We start from the raw sequence: 19123 nt of genomic DNA on the forward strand, positions 1-19123 counted from the left end.
ATGAAACTGTCCGTGAAATTCAAAAATCCGATCCCGAAACTAAACAAGCCGGTAGCACTCGACAGCGTCATTGTTGCGGCGATGGCCGGGGGACTTGTCGCCGTATTGTTCACTGGCGGCTATACGCAGTTCATTATTGGGCTGGTGGCGATGACCGTCATTCTGACGGTGGGCCTGAACGTGCTTTATGGCCTGACCGGGCTGGTGTCGCTGGGGCAGGTCGGTTTCTTTGCCATCGGGGCTTATGCGAGTGCGATCCTGACGCTTGCCGGGCTTAACTTCTGGATCAGTTTGCTGGCGGCCACCGTCATTGCCGGGATTGCCGGATGTTTATTGGCGATTTCTGCCGTGCGGATGGCGGGGCCGTTTCTGGCGATGGTCACGATTGCCTTTGCCTTCATCGTTGAACATGGCGCGATTGAATGGCGTGACCTGACCGGCGGGCAAAACGGTTTGATGGGTTTTCCGATGCCGCAGATCGGATCATATGTCTTTTCCGAACGTGATCTGGTGATGTTGTGCGTGTTGCTCGGCGGGGGTGCTCTTCTGGCATTCCGGCGTCTGGCGGTTAGTGGCTGGGGCATGGCAATGACCAGCATGCGGGATGCGGAAATCGCCGCAAGTTCGCTTGGTTATAATGCCTTTGTGGTCAAGGCATCGGGCTTTGCCATTGCGGCGGCAATGGCCGGATTGGCGGGGGCGTTGTTTGCACCGTTGATGATGTTTATCGCACCGTCAAACTTCCCGCTCAGCCAATCCATCCTGTATCTGTTTGCGGTTATTCTGGGCGGAGCCGGAACCGTTCTGGGGCCGTTGGTTGGGGCGTCTGTTTCCGTCCTGCTGCCGGAGCTGCTCTCGGACTTCGCCGAATACCGGTTGCTGATTTTCGGTGCACTTCTTGTTGCGGTTCTGCTGATTGCGCCGCGCGGCATTGTCGGCACGATTGCCCGTTTCATACCGTTGGCGCGGCAGAAGGTGACACCGGTTCCCCCCGAAAAGATCGAAGCCGGGTTGGCCGATTATCCCAAATCCGAAGGTTTGCTGGTCGATGATGTATCGATTGCCTTTGGTGGTGTTAAGGCAGTTAATCAGGTGTCCTTCATGGCCCGACCGGGGCAGGTGACATCAATCATTGGGCCGAATGGTGCCGGTAAAACGACGTTACTGAACATCATCAGCGGGTTTTACAAACCGACCGAGGGAGCCGTTCGCATCGGTGATCGTGATATCGCAGGCAAGGCTACAGATTTTGCCGCGCGTAACGGTATTGCACGCACCTATCAGGCGACACGTCTTTTTGAAAACATGTCGGTGGTCGACAATGTGATTGCCGGTATTTCATTGGGCCGGTTCGGGGCACCATTTTCACGCATCGCATCAGACGAAAATCGCGATTTTGCGGCGGGGCTTTTGCAGTTTTGCGGATATCTTGGTGATCCTGATGCACGTGCGGGTGATTTACCGCATGTGGACCGGCGTCTGGTCGAAATCGCCCGCTCGCTTGCGACCAAACCCGGTGTCCTTCTGCTTGATGAACCCGCTGCAGGTTTGATGCATGCGGACAAGGTTGCACTTGCCAGATTGCTGCGTAAGCTGGCAGGTGCCGGAATCGCGGTGGTTCTGGTCGAACATGACATGGAAATGGTCATGGGCATTTCGGACCTGATCCTGGCGGTTGATGCCGGGGCACCGATTGCCCTTGGCAATCCGCAGGACGTTCAGAAAAATCCGCGTGTCATTGCAGCCTATCTTGGCGATGGCAATAGCAAGACCCATCCAAGACCCACACCACTTGTAACTAGTGAAACACCGGTTATCGCGTCACTGCGATTAACAGCGGGGTATGGGGCGGCACCGGTATTGAAGTCTGTTGATATCAAGGTTCGACCCGGCGAAATGGTGGCTTTGCTTGGCGCCAATGGGGCAGGTAAATCGACCTTCCTGATGGCGCTTTCGGGATTGCTGCGCCCCGTTTCGGGCAGCATCATTCTTAATGACGAATATATCCATAATTTGGCCCCGCATCAGATCGTCGAACAGGGACTGATCCTGGTACCCGAAGGACGACAGGTTTTCCCCGAGCTGACAGTGCGTGAAAACATCGAACTGGGTGCATACAAGCAACCCAAACCGGTCAGCCGTGAAGAACTTGAAACCATTCTGAACCGTTTCCCGCGACTGCGTGACCGGATCAACAGCCAGGCTGGTCTTCTGTCGGGCGGGGAACAGCAGATGATGGCAATCGCGCGCGGCCTTGTCGCCAAGCCAAAGGCATTGCTTCTGGATGAGCCATCCCTTGGTCTGGCTCCGGCCATGGTCGAAGAACTTTACACCATTCTGGGTGAATTGCGCGATGACGGGGTCACGATCCTTCTGGTGGATCAGATGGCAACCATGGCGCTATCGGTTGCCGATTATGCATATGTCCTTGAACAGGGGCAGGTCGTTGCTGAAGGCAGCGCCAAAGACCTCTTGAAAGATGAGCGATTGATCGATGCGTATCTCGGTGGTGCGGATCAGTCCAAAAATGAAAAGGTGATCAGCGAACATGCTTGATTATGTGGTGAGGAATACCTGCCTGCATGGCGAAACCGGTCTTCTTGATATTGCGATACAGGGTGGAAAAATCGCCGATATTGGGGCGTCGATTGCAAGTGAGGCGCCGTCCTTTGACGCCGGTGGCAATCTTTTGACCGGTGGTTTTGTTGAAAGTCACCTGCATCTCGACAAGGCCTGCATTCTTGATCGTGCGAAAAACGAAAGCGGCACGTTGCAAGGTGCAATAAGCGCTGTTGCCAAGGCCAAAAGCGGCTTTACCGAAGATGATGTTTATGCCCGCGGGGCAAAAGTCATCGAGAAAGCCATAACCCAGGGCACCAACGCCATACGGACCCACGTTGAAATTGATCCGGGTATCGGTTTGGCCGGGTTTCGGGCGATCAAACGCCTGAAACGTGACTATGCCTGGGCGATGGATGTCGAGATTTGCGTTTTCCCGCAGGAAGGTCTTTTGAACTATCCGGGGACTGAGGAACTTCTGCGCGAAGCGCTTGATAACGGTGCGGATCTTTTGGGGGGCTGTCCCTATATGGATAGCGATCCGGTCGGGCAGATCGAACGCCTGTTTCAAATGGCTCGCGATTATGATGTCGATCTGGATTTCCATCTTGATTTCGATCTCGACCCGACATGGCGTCATCTCGATGAAGTCGCGCGCCAGACGGTTGCCTTTGGCTGGCAGGGGCGCGTGATGATTGGCCATGTGACAAAATTATCTGTTTTGTCCAAGGATCAGTTGACCAACACCACGGCCCTGATGCGACAGGCCGGGGTCGGGTTGACGGTGTTGCCATCGACCGACCTTTTCCTGACCGGACGGAATTGCGAACATTCGGTCCCGCGCGGCGTTGCGCCAGCGCACAGTCTGGCGCATGCCGGTGTGTGCTGTACCATCGCAACCAACAATGTCCTGAACCCGTTCACGCCGTTCGGGGATTGCTCGTTGTCACGGATGGCAAATCTTTATGCCAATGTCAGCCAGCTGAGCACGACCGAAGAACTTGAAATGTGCTTTGCTATGGTTGCCGATAGCCCGGCAAAGCTTTTGGGGCGATCAACTGAAATCGCGATTGGCGGGTCGGCGACCTTTATTGCATTACCTGCAACCAGTCGGGCGCAGGTCGTTTCGGAAATTTCCCGTCCCATATGGGGCATGAAGGACGGCCGGGTAACGTTCGAACATCCAGTACCAAAATTGCTGCGCCCTTGAAGGTGAGGAAATCAGGCGTCTGCAAGGGTGAAGGTTGCGCGCATGCCGCCCGAGGCAAGGAAGGTTGTATCGCAATGCCAGTTGCAGCGTTCGCAAATCCGCCGCACCAGATGCAGGCCGATGCCTTCGCCCTGATCGCGGGCACAATCCCCGGCACAGGTCATCAGGTTATTTTCGACAATCAGTTTGTTGGCTTCAAGTCGAACAGTAACCTGCCCCTTGGGGGTGTGTTCAAACGCATTGCGGATCAGGTTTGATACGACAATCATCAGGGCGGCAGGTGATGCTTTGATCTCGCCGCTTTCTAAGTCCGCACTGAATTCACAGGTCAGGTTTTTGCCGTCTGTCAGATAGGCTAGATCAACGATAGCCTCACGCACGAAAGCCGGATAGTCGATCTTTTCATGTATGCCGTTTGGCGTTGCCTCGCGTCCGAGCCAAAGCAGGGTTTCAATCAGTTGCTGCATATTGCGGTTGGCGCGTTTGATCCGCGCGGCCAGACGAACCTGGATTTCGTTTAACGGTGTTTTATCAAGCAATTCAACATTGCCGCTGACGATTGTGACGGGGGTTCGCAATTCATGGCTGGCCTGACGCAGGAATTCGCGTTCACGTGTAACGAACCTGTCGACCCTTACCAATGACTGATGCAGTTCGCTGGCAACATCATTTAGTTCGGTAAAGCCGAAATCCGGCACCGGTTGATCAAGGTTTTCAGGCGACAAAGTTTTCGCCCAGCTTTGCAGGTTTTCCGATGGCTGCGTCATGCGCCTGCCGATCAGCCAAAGCACATAGGCAAATATCGCAACAACGCCAAGCGCAAACGGGATGGAAAGAAGGGCCAGTTTATGTAGGCGCGCAAAATAGACGCTGTCTTCGTCCCCCGCGTGATAGGTCTGCAACAGCAGGATTTGCGTGCCGTTCGCAAGAATATGAGGAAACACCAGAAAGACCGGATTGTCGGGGTCTTTTTGCGCGGCATATTTATCGGTGTTCAGATAGTAAAGCTCGCCCGGGTCGATATCGTTGGGTTTGTACCGGTCGCGCAGCAGTTCCGGCAAAGCGTCATAATCAGTGAAGGTCTGGATGTTAAAGCCGTTGGGAAGTGGGGTCGTTGGGTCATTGCTGAGCATTTCATCATATTGTTCCGCGATGGTCTGCAACTGGAAACTCGCAACCATCCACTTGCCATACAGCATGTAGAAATTAACCACACCGGTATAGATCACCAGCGTAATGACAAGTGCCAGCAAAACGTAGTTCCGCACAAAGCGGGAAAAGGTTTTCTGGATCGGTGTACAGGCATGCATTGATTCTACTCGCGAAGGGCCACGCCTTGGCCGGCGACGGTATGGATTAAATTCTGATTAAACGGTTTGTCGATGCGCATCCGTAATTTGTAAAGATGTGTCTTGAGCGCATTGGTATCTGGCGGGTCTCCCTGCCACAGCGCCATCGACAGTCGTGATCGTGTCACAACATGCGGGCTGTTCTGGGCAAGAACTTCCAGAATGGTCCAGCTTGTTGGCGAAAGACTGATTGCCTGCCCAGACCGTGCGACATGCCTGTTTTCAAAATCAACAACCAGATCGCCAAGTGAAAACCGCCGGATTTCGCCGCTGCGGCGTCGCGACAGAACCCTTGTGCGCATCAGCAGTTCTTCAAGCGCAAAGGGCTTGACCAGATAGTCATCTGCCCCGGCGCCGAAACCTTCAAGTTTGTCGGCAAGCGTATCGCGCGCTGTCAGCATCAGAACCGGGGTGTCGATACCCTCGTTGCGCAATGCGTTGCAAATGCTTATGCCATCGCGAAACGGCAGCATGATATCAAGTAATATCACATCATATTCGCCAGTAAGTGCGCGCTGAAAACCCGTTTCCCCGTCAAAGGCATGATCGCATTCGATGCCTTCTATCGTCAGGTAATCGCTTATTGTTCCGGCAATATCCATGTTGTCTTCAACCAGAAGGACCATGATGTTGGCGGTTGATTTCATGTGCATGTGGTTCCGGTTGCGGCGTTTTTTGCCAGATGCTGAAGATACCAGATTGCCCTAAAAGCGGCCAAAGGTCAGCCCGCTTCGAAAAGCCGGTTGGCAAACAGTTTCAGATCATCCTGGGTGTCGATGTCGAACACTGCATTTGGCATGGCAATCGCGCTGATATCGTGACTGCTGCTATTGAGCACCTGTTGTGCGCCGCGCGCGCCGTCCAATTTGGAAAGTTTCGGGAAATATGCGCTGGGAAACAGGGCGGGGACGCCGTTCATTTCCTTATACCGCGACGCAATGATATGGCTTCCGTCAAAGGCATTCAGAAGTTTCTGATAGTCGTTGCTGGTTAACCCGACCTGATCCGAAAGGGCGATCAGAACGCCGTCATACGTACCGGCTGCGCAAATTCCGGCAATGCCTGCTGTAATCGATGATCCCATACCGGATTGCCAGTTGTCGTTGGCGATGGTTTTTGCGCGATTGCCGATCACCGAAAGGATTTCATTGCGAAATGCACCCAGCACGACATAGAGGTCATCGTTGAAAATGGGGCGAAGCTGATCAATGGCGTGTTCCAGCATCGGCTTGCCATCGATATCGGCAAGCTGTTTGCGTCCGCCAAATCGTGTGCTTCCACCCGCTGCAAGGATAAGACCGGCAATTTTCATCATTCAGCCGCCTGAGCGAGTGCCGGGGCGGCATCAAGTTTGTAAAGTGCCGCATGAATACCCGATAACATTGAAAGTGCGATGCTTTCCGGCAGTTGTCCGCCAATATCGATCCCGGCGGGGCTGGCTACCGGGAAGGGCAGGGCAGGCTCGGCAATTTCCGCACGTTCAAGAACATCGACAAAACGATGCCGCGGGCCAAGCATGGAGACATGACGCAGCTGGCTGGATTTCAGAATCTGAAGCGCCTTGGTATCGATATGAATGCTGTGCGACATCAGGATTGCCGTATCGACGCGATGTTGCGCAACATAATCAACCAATGTTGTGTCGATCTGACGCAGGATGGTGCCTGCCTTGGGAAAATGTTCCGGGCGGGCATTTGCCGGGCGCGGGTCCACCAATGTGGTTTTCCAGCCCATTTCATGGGCGATGGAGACGACAGGCCGCGCATCCAATCCACCCCCGACGATCAGGATGTGGGGTTCAGGCACAATCGGGGTTACAAGCCAGTCACCATCAGACCGGTTTTCGATATAGCCGGTGCGCTGGCCGGTATGGTCCGCACGTTTGAAATATCCGCGGGTATCGCCGACTTTCTGAAAATACAGACCGCTTTGGCGCACCATCAAAGCATCGCAAAGATCGGAAAGCCCAAGGTCGTTTGCGTGGTCAAGGGGTTGCAGCATGATGAATACCTTGCCGCCGCAACCAACGCCCAGCCGGAAAGACAGGTCGTCTTCGTCATTGCCGTCATAGACAAGCATGACCGTTTTGTTGGTTACCATGGCGCGCCGGGCGTTGCGGATAATATCGGCTTCAAGGCAGCCGCCGCTCAGTAGGCCAAACTGCTGGCCATTCCCGTTAATCAGCATCATGGCCCCGGCCTTGCGATAGGCCGAACCCTCGGTGCGATAAACCGTACCCAAAACCCATTCAGTATCTGTCTTGTTTTCTTGCCAGACGCGTAGCATGGCCGATAACTGGTTACTCATGATGTGCTCCCGCAAAAGGGGCTGCCCGGGGGACGGGTGGGGACCCGAAAATGCCCCCCGGGCAACATGCCTTACACGAAGTCGAAACCGGCTTTGGTCATCGGAAGATCCGTGATCCGTTTTCCGGTTTTGGCAAAAATGGCGTTGGCAACAGCCGGAGCGGTCGGGGGGACGCCCGGTTCGCCAACGCCCGTAGGGGCATTGTTCGATTGAACAATTGCCACTTCGATGGCAGGCATTTCGGCATTTCGAAGCAGTTCGTAATCCGGGAAGTTGAACTGGTCGACTTCACCATCCGTCAGGGTGATTTCGTTGCGGAAGGCGGCACATAATGCATAACCAGCACCGCCTTCCATCTGTGCGCGGATGACATCGGGGTTAACTGCTACCCCGCATTCAACCGCCATAAACAGTTTGTTCACATGCACACTGGTGTCCTCGACTGTGACGTCGGCAACAACCGCAACGCAGGTATTGAACGAAAGGTGCGCGGCAAAACCACGTTTGTCGCCCTTTTCCCATCCGGATATCTCACGGACAAGCTTGATGGCTTCGATCATGCGGGCCTGATTGGTGCCTGCCGGATCAAGCATCGCAAGGCGCATTTCGATCGGGTCCTGCCCCGTTTCGATTGCGAGCATATCCATCAGTGTTTCCATGACATATCCGGTGTGGGTATGTCCCACCGAACGCCACCACAATATGGGGGTCGGGGTCTGGAAGTCGCTTAACCCGATGCCATGGTTGGGGATGGTATAAAGACTTTCGGTGACACCCTCGACCGATGTCGGGTCGATGCCATCCTGTACCATACCTTCCATCGGGCCACCCTTCATGATGGATTTGACAGCTATCCGGTGATCCCAGCCAATAATCTTGCCATCACTATCCAGACCGATTTTTGCCCGGTGTACGGCCATTGGGCGGTAATAACCGCCGCGAATATCGTCTTCGCGGCTCCAGACCAGTTTGACCGGAACCTTGCGGCCCGAAACGGCAAAGGCCATGGCGGCTTCGACATTATAGTCCGAGGCGCCGTTGGCACGACGACCGAACGAACCGCCGGCATAAAGCGTTCTGATCTCGACCTGTGACGGTTCCAGTCCAAGGGCGGCTGCGACCATTGGCCGGGTCAGGGTCGGAAACTGGCAGCCATCATGTAGGCGAACGCCATTTTCGGTTGGCTCGATGATGCAGTTTTCCGGCTCCAGCGGTGCATGGGCCAGAAACGGGAAGGTGAATTCTGCATCAATGGTTTTGGTGGCATTGGCCAGAAGCGGTTCAACGGATGCCAGCGGGACTTCATGATTGGCGTCAAACTGCGGCGCATCAAGCAGTGCCTTGTGATCGGCAATCATGGCATCCGTGCTGCGTGTTTCGGCCTGGCTGAAATCCCATTCAACAGAAAGGGCATCACGTGCCTGAAACGCAGCCCAGGTGTTTTTGCCAAACGCCACAACTCCTGCCTTGTTCGGCAGAATTTGTGCAGCAATGAACCCTGCAACATCTTTGGACGCAGAGTCGTCAAAGGAGGTGACGGTGCCACCGAATTTCGGGCTGCGCATGATCGCGGCATAGATCATCCCCGGCAGATTGACATCCATTGCAAAGATTGCGGTGCCGTTCGTCTTGTCGGTGTTGTCCTTGCGATGCAGTTTGTCGCTGCCAATCAGCTTGAACTGATCCGGGGTTTTAACGGTTGGTTTTTCAACCGCCTCAAGGGTTGCTGCAATCGCAACAAATTCTCCGAAATGACCGGAATTGCCACCGGATTTCAGCATACCGTTTTCAACGGTGATGCTGCTGGCATCGACACCCCAGTTCTGGGCAGCCGCACGGACCAGAAGATCACGCGCTGCAGCACCGGCTTCGCGATATTGCATGAAGGAATTGGCGATGGATGTTGAGCCACCGGTTCCCTGTGCATGGAAGAACAGGTTGGCATAACGTTCATTGTCGGCAGGGGCGAATGCCGTCTGAACCGTCGCCCAATCGGCGTCGAGTTCCTCGGCAACCAGTGTCGTCAGGCCGGTGGTCGTGCCTTGGCCCATTTCAAAATGTTTGATGATGACGGTTACCGTGCCATCGGCATCGATTTTGACAAACGGGTTAAGGTCGGTTGCGGCAGCCACACCGCTGCCTGCTGCAAGAACGCCTTTGGCATTGACGCCGACCAGAAGGGCGGCGGTACCGGCGGCTGATCCGATCATGAAGCCGCGACGTGATACATTGATTGTCATGACTTATGCCTCCAGCTTTTCAGAGGCCAGTTTGATGGCTTCGTTGATGCGTACATAGGTCACACAACGGCACGCATTGCCGTACATGTATTCCTTGATTTCATCGTCCGTCGGTTTCGGATTTTCGGTCAGAAGGCCGATGGCCGACATGATCTGTCCGGATTGACACCAGCCACATTGTACGACGTCCTTTTCGCGCCATGCGGCCTGAACCGCTTGGGCGATCTTGTCGGTTGCGCCTTCAATCGTCGTGATTTCGCTGTCGACAGCGTCTTCAATAAAGGTCTGGCAGGAACGGGTCGGGTACCCGTCAATGTGAACGGTACAGGCGCCGCAATAGGCAACGCCACATCCAAACTTGGTGCCGGTAAGTTCCAGTCCGTCACGCAGAACCCATAATAGCGGGGTGCCAGGTTCTGCTTCGACGGTACGGGATTCTCCGTTTATTTTTAGCTGATACTGCATGACCGCCTCATCTCTCTCGATAAACAGTGATTTATCTTCTGATGAGCGGGGGTAACCGATGGGTAAACGCCAATTGGAATGGTTAAAATGAGGGGTGGGCAGGCAATCAGGCGGCGGGAACAAACACCCTGAAGGTCGCACCACGACCCGGTGGACTCTCAACCCAGATCTTGCCTTTGCAGTGTTCCACGACATGTCTGGCGATAGCCAGACCAAGGCCGGAACCGGACGGGCGGGGTTTGTCATCGGGGTATTTGCCGCCACGGGCAAATTTATTGAAGATTACCGCCTGTTCGTCTTTGGTGATGCCGTTTCCGTTATCGGTGATCGAAACAAGATAACCGCCATCCATGACTTCACCGCGGACCGTTACGCTGGGATCACGGGCTGCGGAGAATTTTGCGGCGTTCGACAACAGGTTGATAAAGACCTGTGTAAGCCGGTCGCGATCCACATGCAGCGTGACAGTCGCGGGCGACAAGTCGAGTTCCAGATCAACCCCCTTGTTGTCGAGCAACCCTTTGATTGCTTCGACGCTTTCGTCAAGGACGGACCGCGGATCAACATTTTCCGGGCGCCAGTCGGAATGACCGGCCTCAAGCCTGGCAAGATCAAGATGGTCGTCAATCAGACGGGTCAGGCGTTCGCTTTCGCGTACGATAATTCCCATGAAATGTTCGGCGCGTTCCGGATCGAGTTCCGGTGTATCGACAAGGATTTCGGAGAAGGACCGGATCGAGGTCAGCGGTGTTCTGAATTCGTGACTGACCATGGTCAGGAATTCGTCTTTCAGGCGATCAAGTTCCTTAAGCCGTTCATTGGCAGCGCGAAGTTCGGCCGCTGCACGTTCCAATTCGTGCGATTTCTGTTCAAGGCGCTGGGAATATTCGATCACATGCGACGTTTCCTCGAGAATTTCGAGGACTTCATCAAGACTGACCATTTCCCCCTTGGCGACAGAGGAAACCATTACGCGCGCAGACGCCGCCCCGATGGACCCGGCAAGCAGCCGTTCGGTAAAGGCGATCATGTCGGCATTGGCTTCGCCTTTGCCGCGCCAGGGCGTTTCGCGCGTCCAGCCGAAATCGCGAAAGGAATGAAACGCACGTTCACGGCCCAGAAAACGTTCAACCAGTTCATATAGATCGTCAATCGTTGCTGATGACCGCCAGATAACTGTTTCCTGACCTTTGCGCAGAAACGCATCGACAAACAGGGTGGCCTGAATGCGTTCCAACGCGCTTGGCGATGTGAACAGGCTGATCAGGACATAGGCCGCTGTATTGAGTGTGATTGACCAGATCAGGGCATGGGTGAGTGGCTCGAACCCGGTTAAGCCAAACAAGCTTTCCGGTCGAAGCCAGGGGTGACCAAAAGCGCCATGTTCGATCAGTGTCGGGTTCATCCAGCCGCTATCGGCAAGCGATGGCAGCAGCAGGGTATAGGCCCAGATGGCAAAACCGATCACAAGGCCAACTTGCGCACCGGTTTTGGTGCCCCCCTTCCAATAAAGGCCGCCAATCATGATCGGGATGAATTGTGCGGTGGAGGCAAAGGATATCAGGCCGATTTCGGCCAATGCATCACTGGCCCCGGCTGACCGGTAATAGGCAAAGCCCATAAACACGACCAGCACGATGGAAGCGCGCCGGATGAAGATCAGAAGGCCGGTAAGATCATCGCGTTCGGTGACGCGCAGCCAGCGAATGCGCAGCAACGCGGGAACGACAAGGTCGTTGCAGACCATGGTCGACAACGCAATCGTTGCAACAATCACCATGCTGGTGCTGGCGGATAATCCACCGACATAGGCAATCAGGGCCAGTAGCGAATGGCCCTCAAAAAGGGGTACGGAAATCACGAAGAAATCCGGATCGGCCCAGCTTGGCAAAACGCCAAGGCCCGCCAAGGCAATTGGCAGGACGAACAAATTCATCGCCAGCAGATAAAGCGGAAAGGCCCAGCTTGCGGTCGACAGGTGGCGTTCATCGACATTTTCGACGATGATGACCTGAAACTGCCGCGGCAATGTCAGGATTGCCGCCATGGACAGCATCATCAACGTCATCCAGCGTGCGCTGCCGTTTTCAGGCAGTTGCAGCAAGGATGCGGTTTGTGGATTTGCCGCGGCCTGATCAAACAGATCGCCCAATCCGGCAAACATGAAAAAGCAGACAAAAATGCCGACAGCAAGCAGGGCGAACATTTTGACAAGGCTTTCAAAGGCGATGGCTGCGACCATGCCTTCGTGATGTTCATCCGCGTCAATAAACCGGGTGCCAAACAGAATGCCAAACAGGGCAAGACCAAGGGCCGCCCAAAAGCCGCTATCGGCAAGCATGGGCACCTGATTGACGACCGGGCCGGTCATCGCCCCGCCCCAGACGGTCAGAACGGTGTAACTGGTGGCAATCGCCTTAAGCTGGAGCGCGATATATGGCGTTGTTCCGATCACCGTGATCAGGGTAACCAGCATCGATAATTGCGTGCTTTTGCCATAACGCGATGAAATGAAATCGGCGATGGATGTGATGCGATGCGCCTTGGAGATGCGTAGCATCTTGCGCAGCAAAAACCACCATCCAAGGAAAATGACTGTCGGTCCGAGATAGATCGTCAGATATTCAAGGCCGTTTCGTGCAGCCGACCCGACCGCGCCATAAAATGTCCAGGATGTGCAATAGACCGCAATGGACAGGGTGTAGACAGTCGGATTGCGCACCCATGATCGTCCGTCGCGTGCCCGTTTGTCCCCCCACCATGCGATGGCATAAAGCAATCCGACATAAGCAAGCGAAACCGTGATCACCAGTTCGGAGGACAGCATGCCTATTCCCTTTCCTCCGCCTGGATGCTGTGACGAAGGGCGCGTGTGATGAGCGCACAGCAGCCGATAAGCAAGGCCCAGCCGGCAAAGAAATAAACGAACAGGATGGGTAACCCGAACAGCGTTCCTTCGAGCGAAAAGACCCCGACCAAAGGCGGGATCCATGCAAAGAACGCAACAAGGGCAAGAACAAAGGCGCGTTCGGTAAGTTTCCGGGGTGGGGTCATTGGCCAGCTCCCGCTTTTTTGCGCCTAGTTCCGGTCGCCAGCCAGCATGGCTTTGACGCGTGAAACCACATCGCGGGTGGAAAACGGTTTGGTGACAAAGTCGTCAACGCCAAGCTCAAGTCCTTTGCGTCGGTCGACCTCACGGGTTTTGGCCGTCAGCATCATGATCGGAACGGGACGGGTTTGCGGATTTTCGCGAACGGCGCGGACAACATCAAAGCCGTCACAGCCCGGCATCATGACATCAAGCAGAACCATGTCAGGAAGGTCGCGCACAATCATTGCGATGGCCATCTGGCCATCGGTTGCAACGCTGACGTCATAGCCTTCCTTTTCCATCAGAAAGCTAAGCGATTCGACGATGGTTTCCTCGTCCTCGGCTATCAGGACCTTCGGTCTCTCCGTCACGGACGTTCTCCCCAATATTCGAATTATTATATATTCGATCCTAACCGGTTATTGCGCGAGTTTTAATGCTACTTTGGGGTGGTATGGATCTCGTGCCCTGTATCGGCAACCGCATAGGCGCGCTGCATGCATTCTTCACGTGGGCATTGTCGGCACCCAATGCCAACCGGAACGGCTGCCTGCGGGGTATCAAGCGGCAATCCGTCCGCATAAACAATGTCACGGGCAAAGGCCGTGTCGCAACCGATCATAACGGAATAAACCGATTGCGGCACCCGATACCCTCCGGCGCCGGTACGCACCGCACGCGCAATAAAAAGATATTCGCTTTCATCGGGCAGGCGAACAAATTGCGGTATTACCCGTTCTGGCGTCAAATAGGCTTCGTGGACCACCCAACGGGGGCAGGCGCCGCTATAACGCGGCAATTGCAGGCCGGATGCCGAAAAGCGTTTGGAAATGTTGCCGGCAATATCGGTGCGCATGAAATGGAAAGGAATGCCTTCTGAACCCGGGCGGCGCAAGGTCGTCAGGCGGTGGCAGACCTGTTCCCAGCTTGCGGCAAAGCGTTGCTGCAGCAATTCGATGTCATGCCGCAAAATCTGGGCCTCGGCCCGGAAGCTGTCATAGGGGAACAGAAGGGCCGCTGCGAAATAGGATATCAGGGCCTCGCCTGCGCGTTGGCGGGCGGCATCGGTGCCAAGGTTGGCGCGGTCCAGGATGTCATTGACCGTATCCTCGCCTTCCAGTCGGCAAATGATCCGTGCAGCATGAAAGCGTGTCGAGGTGATCGGCATCGCGCGCGAAAATCTGAGATGGGAATCCGCGCGGTTCCAGTCGAACCCCGATGCGGGCAAATCTTCGGGTGGCAAACGATCAACCCGGATTTGATGACGTCGTTCCAGATGCTTGATCAGGTCGGTCAGAAACAACCCGCCTGCAGGATCAATGACAGCCCGCATTTCATCCGCCCGATCTTCGAGTGTCGGGAAATAGTTGGCATTGTCATAAAGCAGGTCGTCGACTTCCTCGGCGGGGCTGGCGGCAGGGCGCCCGGCATCACCGCGTTCAAGGAAGCTGAAAATCTCGGTTGCTGATTCTGCCAGTCTTTGGGATTCCCGCACCAGTGTGGCGTTGAAGCGCGCCCGTTGTTCGGCAGGCAGGTCATCGTAATCGTCAAAGATTTCGGCAACTGTCCGGATTGATGTGATGCGGGTCAGGATTGAATGGCTGGCCTCGGCCAAGAACGGATCGTGGCTGAGCCGTTCGGACAGATTGTCGATTTCCTCAAGCCCGTTGCGATAGGCACGATAAAGCGACAGGAAGGCGGAAATCATGCCCGGTGCTGCGGCGATCATTGCCGGAAATTCGCGCGGTATCAGGGGCGTTTCACGAAATACCGGATCGGTTGCAGCTTCGCCGAGATCGGCAAGCAAGCGGCTTTCTTCCGACCCTGATAGGGCGTGGGGCTGAATTTCAAGCGCGCTTGCCAAACGCAGCAGCAATCCACCGCCAATCGCCCGGCGGTTATGTTCAATCAGATTGAGATACGAGGGAGAAATCCCCGCGGCCTTGGCCAGGGCATTCTGCGTCAGACCGATATCTTTGCGGCGTCCGCGAATACGGTGTCCGATGGGTGCCTGACGGGACATGGTGTGCCCTTTTCTTGACAAAATTTACAAATTTTCATTTGAGTTGTTCATATATTTACAAAAAAACTGTTCTTGTTCAATCACATATTGATTCATTTTCAACTAGTCCCCATTGTTTTGACAGGTCGACAAAAACATTAATCAAAAAACGCGGCCTCAGATTTTTCTGAAACGCATCCCAAGACATTGGGGAGGAAAACCATGTCGGAGACCAAGAACACCCGAAATGTATCCCGTCGTACGGTTCTTAAAGGAACGGCTGCGACGACAGGGGCTGCGCTGATCGGCGCATCATTCCCGATGCATTTCATCAAAAATGCACATGCACAGACTTTCCGGGGCGACCCGGGTAGCTCGGGCAGTGTCAAGTTCGGCTTTAACGTTCCGCAATCCGGTCCGTATGCTGACGAAGGTGCCGATGAGTTGCGCGCCTATCAGCTTGCTGTGAAACACCTGAACGGCGAAGGCGATGGCGGTATGCTCAATACCATCAAGCCGCTGGAGCTTAAGGGGAACGGCGTTCTGGGCAAGAAGGTCGAATTCGTGACCGGTGACACCCAGACCAAATCCGATGCGGCGCGTGCTTCGGCAAAGCGCATGATCGAAAAAGACAATGTCGCAATGATCACCGGCGGTTCATCGTCCGGTGTGGCGGTGGCCGTTCAGGGGCTGTGTCAGGAAATGGGCGTGATCTTCATGGCCGGTCTGACCCACTCGAATGACACCACTGGCAAGGACAAAAAACGTTATGGCTTCCGTCATTTCTTCAACGCTTACATGTCCGGTCAGGCGATTGCGCCGATCCTGAAGGAAGAATATGGCACCGATCGTCGTGCCTATCACCTGACGGCCGATTACACTTGGGGCTGGACCCAGGAAGAATCGATCAAGGCCGCAACCGAGAATATCGGCTGGGAAACCGTCAACACGGTCCGGACCCCGGTTGGTGCGGGTGACTTCTCGCAGTATATCACGCCGGTTCTGAACTCTGGCGCGGATGTCCTGATCCTGAACCACTATGGCAAGGATATGGTCAACTCGCTGACGCAGGCGGTTCAGTTCGGTCTGCGTGACAAGCAGGTGAACGGCAAGAACTTCGAGATCGTCGTTCCGCTGTATTCCCGTCTGATGGCGCAGGGTGCCGGTGATGCCGCAAAAGGCATTCTAGGAACCACCAACTGGCACTGGTCGTTGCAGGATGCCGGTTCGCAGGCGTTTGTGAAATCGTTCGGTCAGGAATACGGCTTCCCGCCGTCACAGGCTGCACACACCTGCTATGTCCAGGCGCTGCTTTATGCAAATGCCTGCGAAATGGCCGGTACTTTCGCGCCCTGGGAAGTCATCAAGCAGCTTGAAGGTTTCGAGTTCGATGGTGCGGGCAACGGCCCGACCCTGTATCGCGCAGAAGATCACCAGTGCTTCAAAGACGTTCTGGTCGTGCGTGGCAAGCAGGAGCCGCAGTCCAACTTCGACCTTCTTGAAGTGGTCAAAGAGGTTCCGCGCGCACAGGTCGAATATCCGGCCGACATGTTCGGCGGGGAACTCGGTCCGTATCAGGTCTGATCCCCTTGTAACGTAACAGGCTGGGCCGACTGTCATCTGACGGTCGGCCCAACTGCCCCGATGGGCAATGCTTTTGGCCAATGCTTTGGCTTTCTGTTCGTTAAGCCCTTTTGAACACGCGGCGGATAATCAATGGACGCTATATTTCTTCAAATCCTGAATGGTCTGGACAAGGGGGGCGCTTATGCGCTGATTGCCCTTGGTCTGACCCTGGTGTTCGGCACGCTTGGCGTGGTGAACTTTGCCCATGGTGCCATCTTCATGATCGGCGCCTTTTGTGCGGTGACGCTGGAAAAAATCCTGACGCTGTCTGTCCGGGTCAAGGATGAGTCAGTCACCTTCTTTGACGCTTACAAGGAAACGCCTTATCTCGAAGTCTGGTTTGGCGATACCGGCACGGCGATTATTGACTGGTCTGTACCGTTATCGATCATCCTTGCCATTCCGGTGATGCTGGCGATTGGCGTGATTATGGAGCGCGCACTGATCCGGCATTTCTACAAACGTTCCCACGCCGAACAGATCCTTGTGACATTCGGTCTGGCGATCGTGTTGCAGGAACTGATCAAATCCTTCTTCGGGGCAAACCCGATCCCGCAAGGTGCACCGGAAATTGTTGCCGGTTCCGCCAATATCGGGGCATGGATCGGCCTTGGAGAATCTGTGGTTTATCCATGGTGGCGTCTGATTTATCTGTTGTTCTCGACGATTATCATCGGTCTTGTTTTCTCGTTCCTGCATTTCACGACATATGGAATGGTGGTGCGGGCCGGTATGGCGGACCGTGCAACGGTCGAGCTGCTTGGCATCAATATCGAACGTCGCTTTACCATCGTGTTTGGCATGGCTGCAGTGGTCGCAGGGCTTGCCGGTGTGATGTACACACCTGTCTTGCCGCCTGATTACCATCTCGGGATGGACTTCCTTGTCCTGTCCTTTGTCGTCGTCGTTGTCGGCGGCATGGGGTCGCTTCCCGGAGCGGTACTGGCGGGTTTCCTGCTTGGTATCCTGCAATCCTTCTCGTCGATGACCGAAGTGAAAGACATCTTTCCCGGTATCGACCAGATCATCATCTACCTTGTTGCCGTCGTGATTCTGCTGACCCGTCCGCGTGGTCTGATGGGTCGACGGGGCGTGATGGAGAGCTGATATGTCAAATACTCAAATCGTCTCGCCCAAGCAGGACCTGATTTATATGGTGGTTCTGTCGGTCGTGGTCCTGACCATGCCGATCTGGTTGCAGCCTTTCGGTGCGGCCTATCCCGATCTGATGCAGAAGTTCATGATCTTTGGCATCTTTGCCATCGGTTACAATGTCCTGTTTGGCCTGACCGGCTATCTTTCCTTCGGTCACGCGGCGTTTCTGGGCGTCGGGTCCTACACCGCCGTCTGGTCATTCAAGCTGCTGTCGATGAATGTCCTGCCGGCAATGATCTTTGCCGTTGCACTTTCGGGGCTGTTTGCCCTTCTGATCGGCTATGTCTCGTTGCGTCGTTCGGGGATTTATTTCTCGATCCTGACGCTGGCTTTTGCGCAGATGTCCTACAATCTGGCCTATTCGGTTCTGACACCGATTACGAACGGTGAAACCGGCCTGCAACTGACGCAGGGTGATGCAAGAGTTCTTGACCGAATGGCCGGGATCGAAGCATCGGCGGCATTGCCGACCCCGAACCTGTTCGGAATAGAGGGGATCGGATATTCCGGCTTTTACATCTGCGCGGTTCTTCTGATCATTTCGTTCTTTATCTATCTGCGTATCTTCCGATCCGCCTTCGGGTTGAAGTTGCGCGCGATTAAGTCGAACCAGAACCGCATGGGGTATACCGGATATAACACCCGGCCCTACCTGATGACCGCCTTTGTCATTTCGGGCATGTATGCCGGCCTCGCCGGATCGCTTCTGGCGGTGACCGATCCGCTGGCCGGGGCGGAGCGCATGCAGTGGACGGCGTCGGGCGAGGTTGTTCTGATCACCATTCTTGGTGGTGCGGGAACACTGATCGGGCCGCTTCTGGGTGCGGGGATCATCAAGTATTTCGAAAACATCTTTTCGGCCTTTAACGATCAGGTTCTGCAAAATGCGTTTTCCTTCCTGCCCGACTGGCTTGGCCATGCGGTGGCATCGGTTGCAGGTCTGTTCGTTGGGGACGGCTGGCACCTGACCCTTGGTCTTGTTTTCATGCTGATCGTGATTTTCCTGCCGGGTGGCGTGATGGAGGGGATCACACGTCTTTGGCGTCTGGTTCGGAGCCGAACGACATCGTTTGATGGCAATAAAAAAGAACAACAACCTTCGACGAGGGAGGTCTGATC

15 protein-coding genes are annotated in these 19123 nt (G+C 55.0%); 5 read left to right on the top strand and 10 right to left on the bottom strand.

Annotated features, from left to right (window positions below; translation table 11 throughout):
- Together TH5_RS16325 and TH5_RS16330 are read left to right on the top strand one after the other, a co-directional pair.
- Positions 1-2556 carry a branched-chain amino acid ABC transporter ATP-binding protein/permease gene (locus TH5_RS16325; protein WP_114122732.1) on the top strand — a complete coding sequence of 852 codons (2556 nt, stop codon included), beginning with the start codon at positions 1-3 and terminating at the stop codon, positions 2554-2556.
- Complete coding sequence (locus tag TH5_RS16330; protein WP_114122733.1) at positions 2549-3769, top strand: amidohydrolase family protein; 1221 nt, start codon at positions 2549-2551, stop codon at positions 3767-3769. The genes TH5_RS16325 and TH5_RS16330 overlap by 8 nt, the downstream gene beginning before the upstream one ends.
- 11 nt (positions 3770-3780) lie before the next feature.
- On the opposite strand, the gene TH5_RS16335 is transcribed toward TH5_RS16330, so the two are convergent.
- The 10 genes from TH5_RS16335 to TH5_RS16380 all read right to left on the bottom strand — a co-directional run bounded on the left by TH5_RS16335 (position 3781) and on the right by TH5_RS16380 (position 15244).
- Positions 3781-5079 (bottom strand): sensor histidine kinase, encoded by a 1299-nt coding sequence (locus TH5_RS16335; RefSeq protein WP_244204950.1) that lies wholly within the window; start codon positions 5077-5079, stop codon positions 3781-3783.
- A gap of 5 nt (positions 5080-5084) precedes the next feature.
- Positions 5085-5765: a response regulator transcription factor gene (locus TH5_RS16340; protein ID WP_114122734.1), complete on the bottom strand. Its 681-nt coding sequence runs from the start codon at positions 5763-5765 to the stop codon at positions 5085-5087.
- Between the two features lie 74 nt (positions 5766-5839).
- Entirely contained in the window at positions 5840-6433 is a 594-nt protein-coding gene (locus tag TH5_RS16345; RefSeq protein ID WP_114122735.1) for a nucleotidyltransferase family protein, read from the bottom strand.
- A complete protein-coding gene (locus TH5_RS16350) occupies positions 6430-7425 on the bottom strand; it encodes an XdhC family protein (protein WP_114122736.1) in 996 nt (331 codons plus the stop codon). Before TH5_RS16350 ends, TH5_RS16345 begins: the two co-directional genes overlap by 4 nt.
- 71 nt (positions 7426-7496) lie before the next feature.
- Complete coding sequence (locus tag TH5_RS16355) at positions 7497-9665, bottom strand: xanthine dehydrogenase family protein molybdopterin-binding subunit (protein WP_114122737.1); 2169 nt, start codon at positions 9663-9665, stop codon at positions 7497-7499.
- Positions 9666-9668: 3 nt separating this feature from the next.
- Positions 9669-10130: a (2Fe-2S)-binding protein gene (locus TH5_RS16360; RefSeq protein WP_062951502.1), complete on the bottom strand. Its 462-nt coding sequence runs from the start codon at positions 10128-10130 to the stop codon at positions 9669-9671.
- A 106-nt stretch (positions 10131-10236) separates the two neighbouring features.
- Entirely contained in the window at positions 10237-12957 is a 2721-nt protein-coding gene (locus tag TH5_RS16365) for a sensor histidine kinase (RefSeq protein WP_114122738.1), read from the bottom strand.
- Between the two features lie 2 nt (positions 12958-12959).
- Positions 12960-13184 (bottom strand): hypothetical protein, encoded by a 225-nt coding sequence (locus tag TH5_RS16370; protein ID WP_062958700.1) that lies wholly within the window; start codon positions 13182-13184, stop codon positions 12960-12962.
- 24 nt (positions 13185-13208) lie between these two features.
- The gene (locus TH5_RS16375; protein WP_231858231.1) at positions 13209-13592 is read right to left on the bottom strand and encodes a response regulator transcription factor; all 384 of its coding nucleotides are present in this window, start codon (positions 13590-13592) and stop codon (positions 13209-13211) included.
- 68 nt (positions 13593-13660) lie between these two features.
- The gene (locus TH5_RS16380) at positions 13661-15244 is read right to left on the bottom strand and encodes a helix-turn-helix domain-containing protein (RefSeq protein WP_114122739.1); all 1584 of its coding nucleotides are present in this window, start codon (positions 15242-15244) and stop codon (positions 13661-13663) included.
- A 201-nt stretch (positions 15245-15445) separates the two neighbouring features.
- Between TH5_RS16380 and TH5_RS16385 the strand changes: the two genes are divergently transcribed.
- The 3 genes from TH5_RS16385 (at position 15446) to TH5_RS16395 (ending at position 19121) form a co-directional block, all read left to right on the top strand.
- Complete coding sequence (locus tag TH5_RS16385) at positions 15446-16807, top strand: ABC transporter substrate-binding protein (protein ID WP_062951498.1); 1362 nt, start codon at positions 15446-15448, stop codon at positions 16805-16807.
- Positions 16808-16939: 132 nt separating this feature from the next.
- The gene (locus TH5_RS16390; RefSeq protein ID WP_085642205.1) at positions 16940-17956 is read left to right on the top strand and encodes a branched-chain amino acid ABC transporter permease; all 1017 of its coding nucleotides are present in this window, start codon (positions 16940-16942) and stop codon (positions 17954-17956) included.
- 1 nt (position 17957) lies between these two features.
- Entirely contained in the window at positions 17958-19121 is a 1164-nt protein-coding gene (locus tag TH5_RS16395) for a branched-chain amino acid ABC transporter permease (protein ID WP_114122740.1), read from the top strand.
- Positions 19122-19123: the final 2 nt, after the last annotated feature.

Source organism: Thalassospira xianhensis MCCC 1A02616 (genome assembly GCF_003326475.1).
Taxonomy (GTDB): domain Bacteria; phylum Pseudomonadota; class Alphaproteobacteria; order Rhodospirillales; family Thalassospiraceae; genus Thalassospira; species Thalassospira xianhensis.

Bases quoted from the DNA above. Each gene is read 5' to 3' on its own strand.
- TH5_RS16325 (WP_114122732.1), top strand. From the start codon at position 1: ATGAAACTGTCCGTGAAATTCAAAAATCCGATCCCGAAACTAAACAAG.
- TH5_RS16330 (WP_114122733.1), top strand. From the start codon at position 2,549: ATGCTTGATTATGTGGTGAGGAATACCTGCCTGCATGGCGAAACCGGT.
- TH5_RS16335 (WP_244204950.1), bottom strand. From the start codon at position 5,079: ATGCATGCCTGTACACCGATCCAGAAAACCTTTTCCCGCTTTGTGCGG.
- TH5_RS16340 (WP_114122734.1), bottom strand. From the start codon at position 5,765: ATGAAATCAACCGCCAACATCATGGTCCTTCTGGTTGAAGACAACATG.
- TH5_RS16345 (WP_114122735.1), bottom strand. From the start codon at position 6,433: ATGATGAAAATTGCCGGTCTTATCCTTGCAGCGGGTGGAAGCACACGA.
- TH5_RS16350 (WP_114122736.1), bottom strand. From the start codon at position 7,425: ATGAGTAACCAGTTATCGGCCATGCTACGCGTCTGGCAAGAAAACAAG.
- TH5_RS16355 (WP_114122737.1), bottom strand. From the start codon at position 9,665: ATGACAATCAATGTATCACGTCGCGGCTTCATGATCGGATCAGCCGCC.
- TH5_RS16360 (WP_062951502.1), bottom strand. From the start codon at position 10,130: ATGCAGTATCAGCTAAAAATAAACGGAGAATCCCGTACCGTCGAAGCA.
- TH5_RS16365 (WP_114122738.1), bottom strand. From the start codon at position 12,957: ATGCTGTCCTCCGAACTGGTGATCACGGTTTCGCTTGCTTATGTCGGA.
- TH5_RS16370 (WP_062958700.1), bottom strand. From the start codon at position 13,184: ATGACCCCACCCCGGAAACTTACCGAACGCGCCTTTGTTCTTGCCCTT.
- TH5_RS16380 (WP_114122739.1), bottom strand. From the start codon at position 15,244: ATGTCCCGTCAGGCACCCATCGGACACCGTATTCGCGGACGCCGCAAA.
- TH5_RS16385 (WP_062951498.1), top strand. From the start codon at position 15,446: ATGTCGGAGACCAAGAACACCCGAAATGTATCCCGTCGTACGGTTCTT.
- TH5_RS16390 (WP_085642205.1), top strand. From the start codon at position 16,940: ATGGACGCTATATTTCTTCAAATCCTGAATGGTCTGGACAAGGGGGGC.
- TH5_RS16395 (WP_114122740.1), top strand. From the start codon at position 17,958: ATGTCAAATACTCAAATCGTCTCGCCCAAGCAGGACCTGATTTATATG.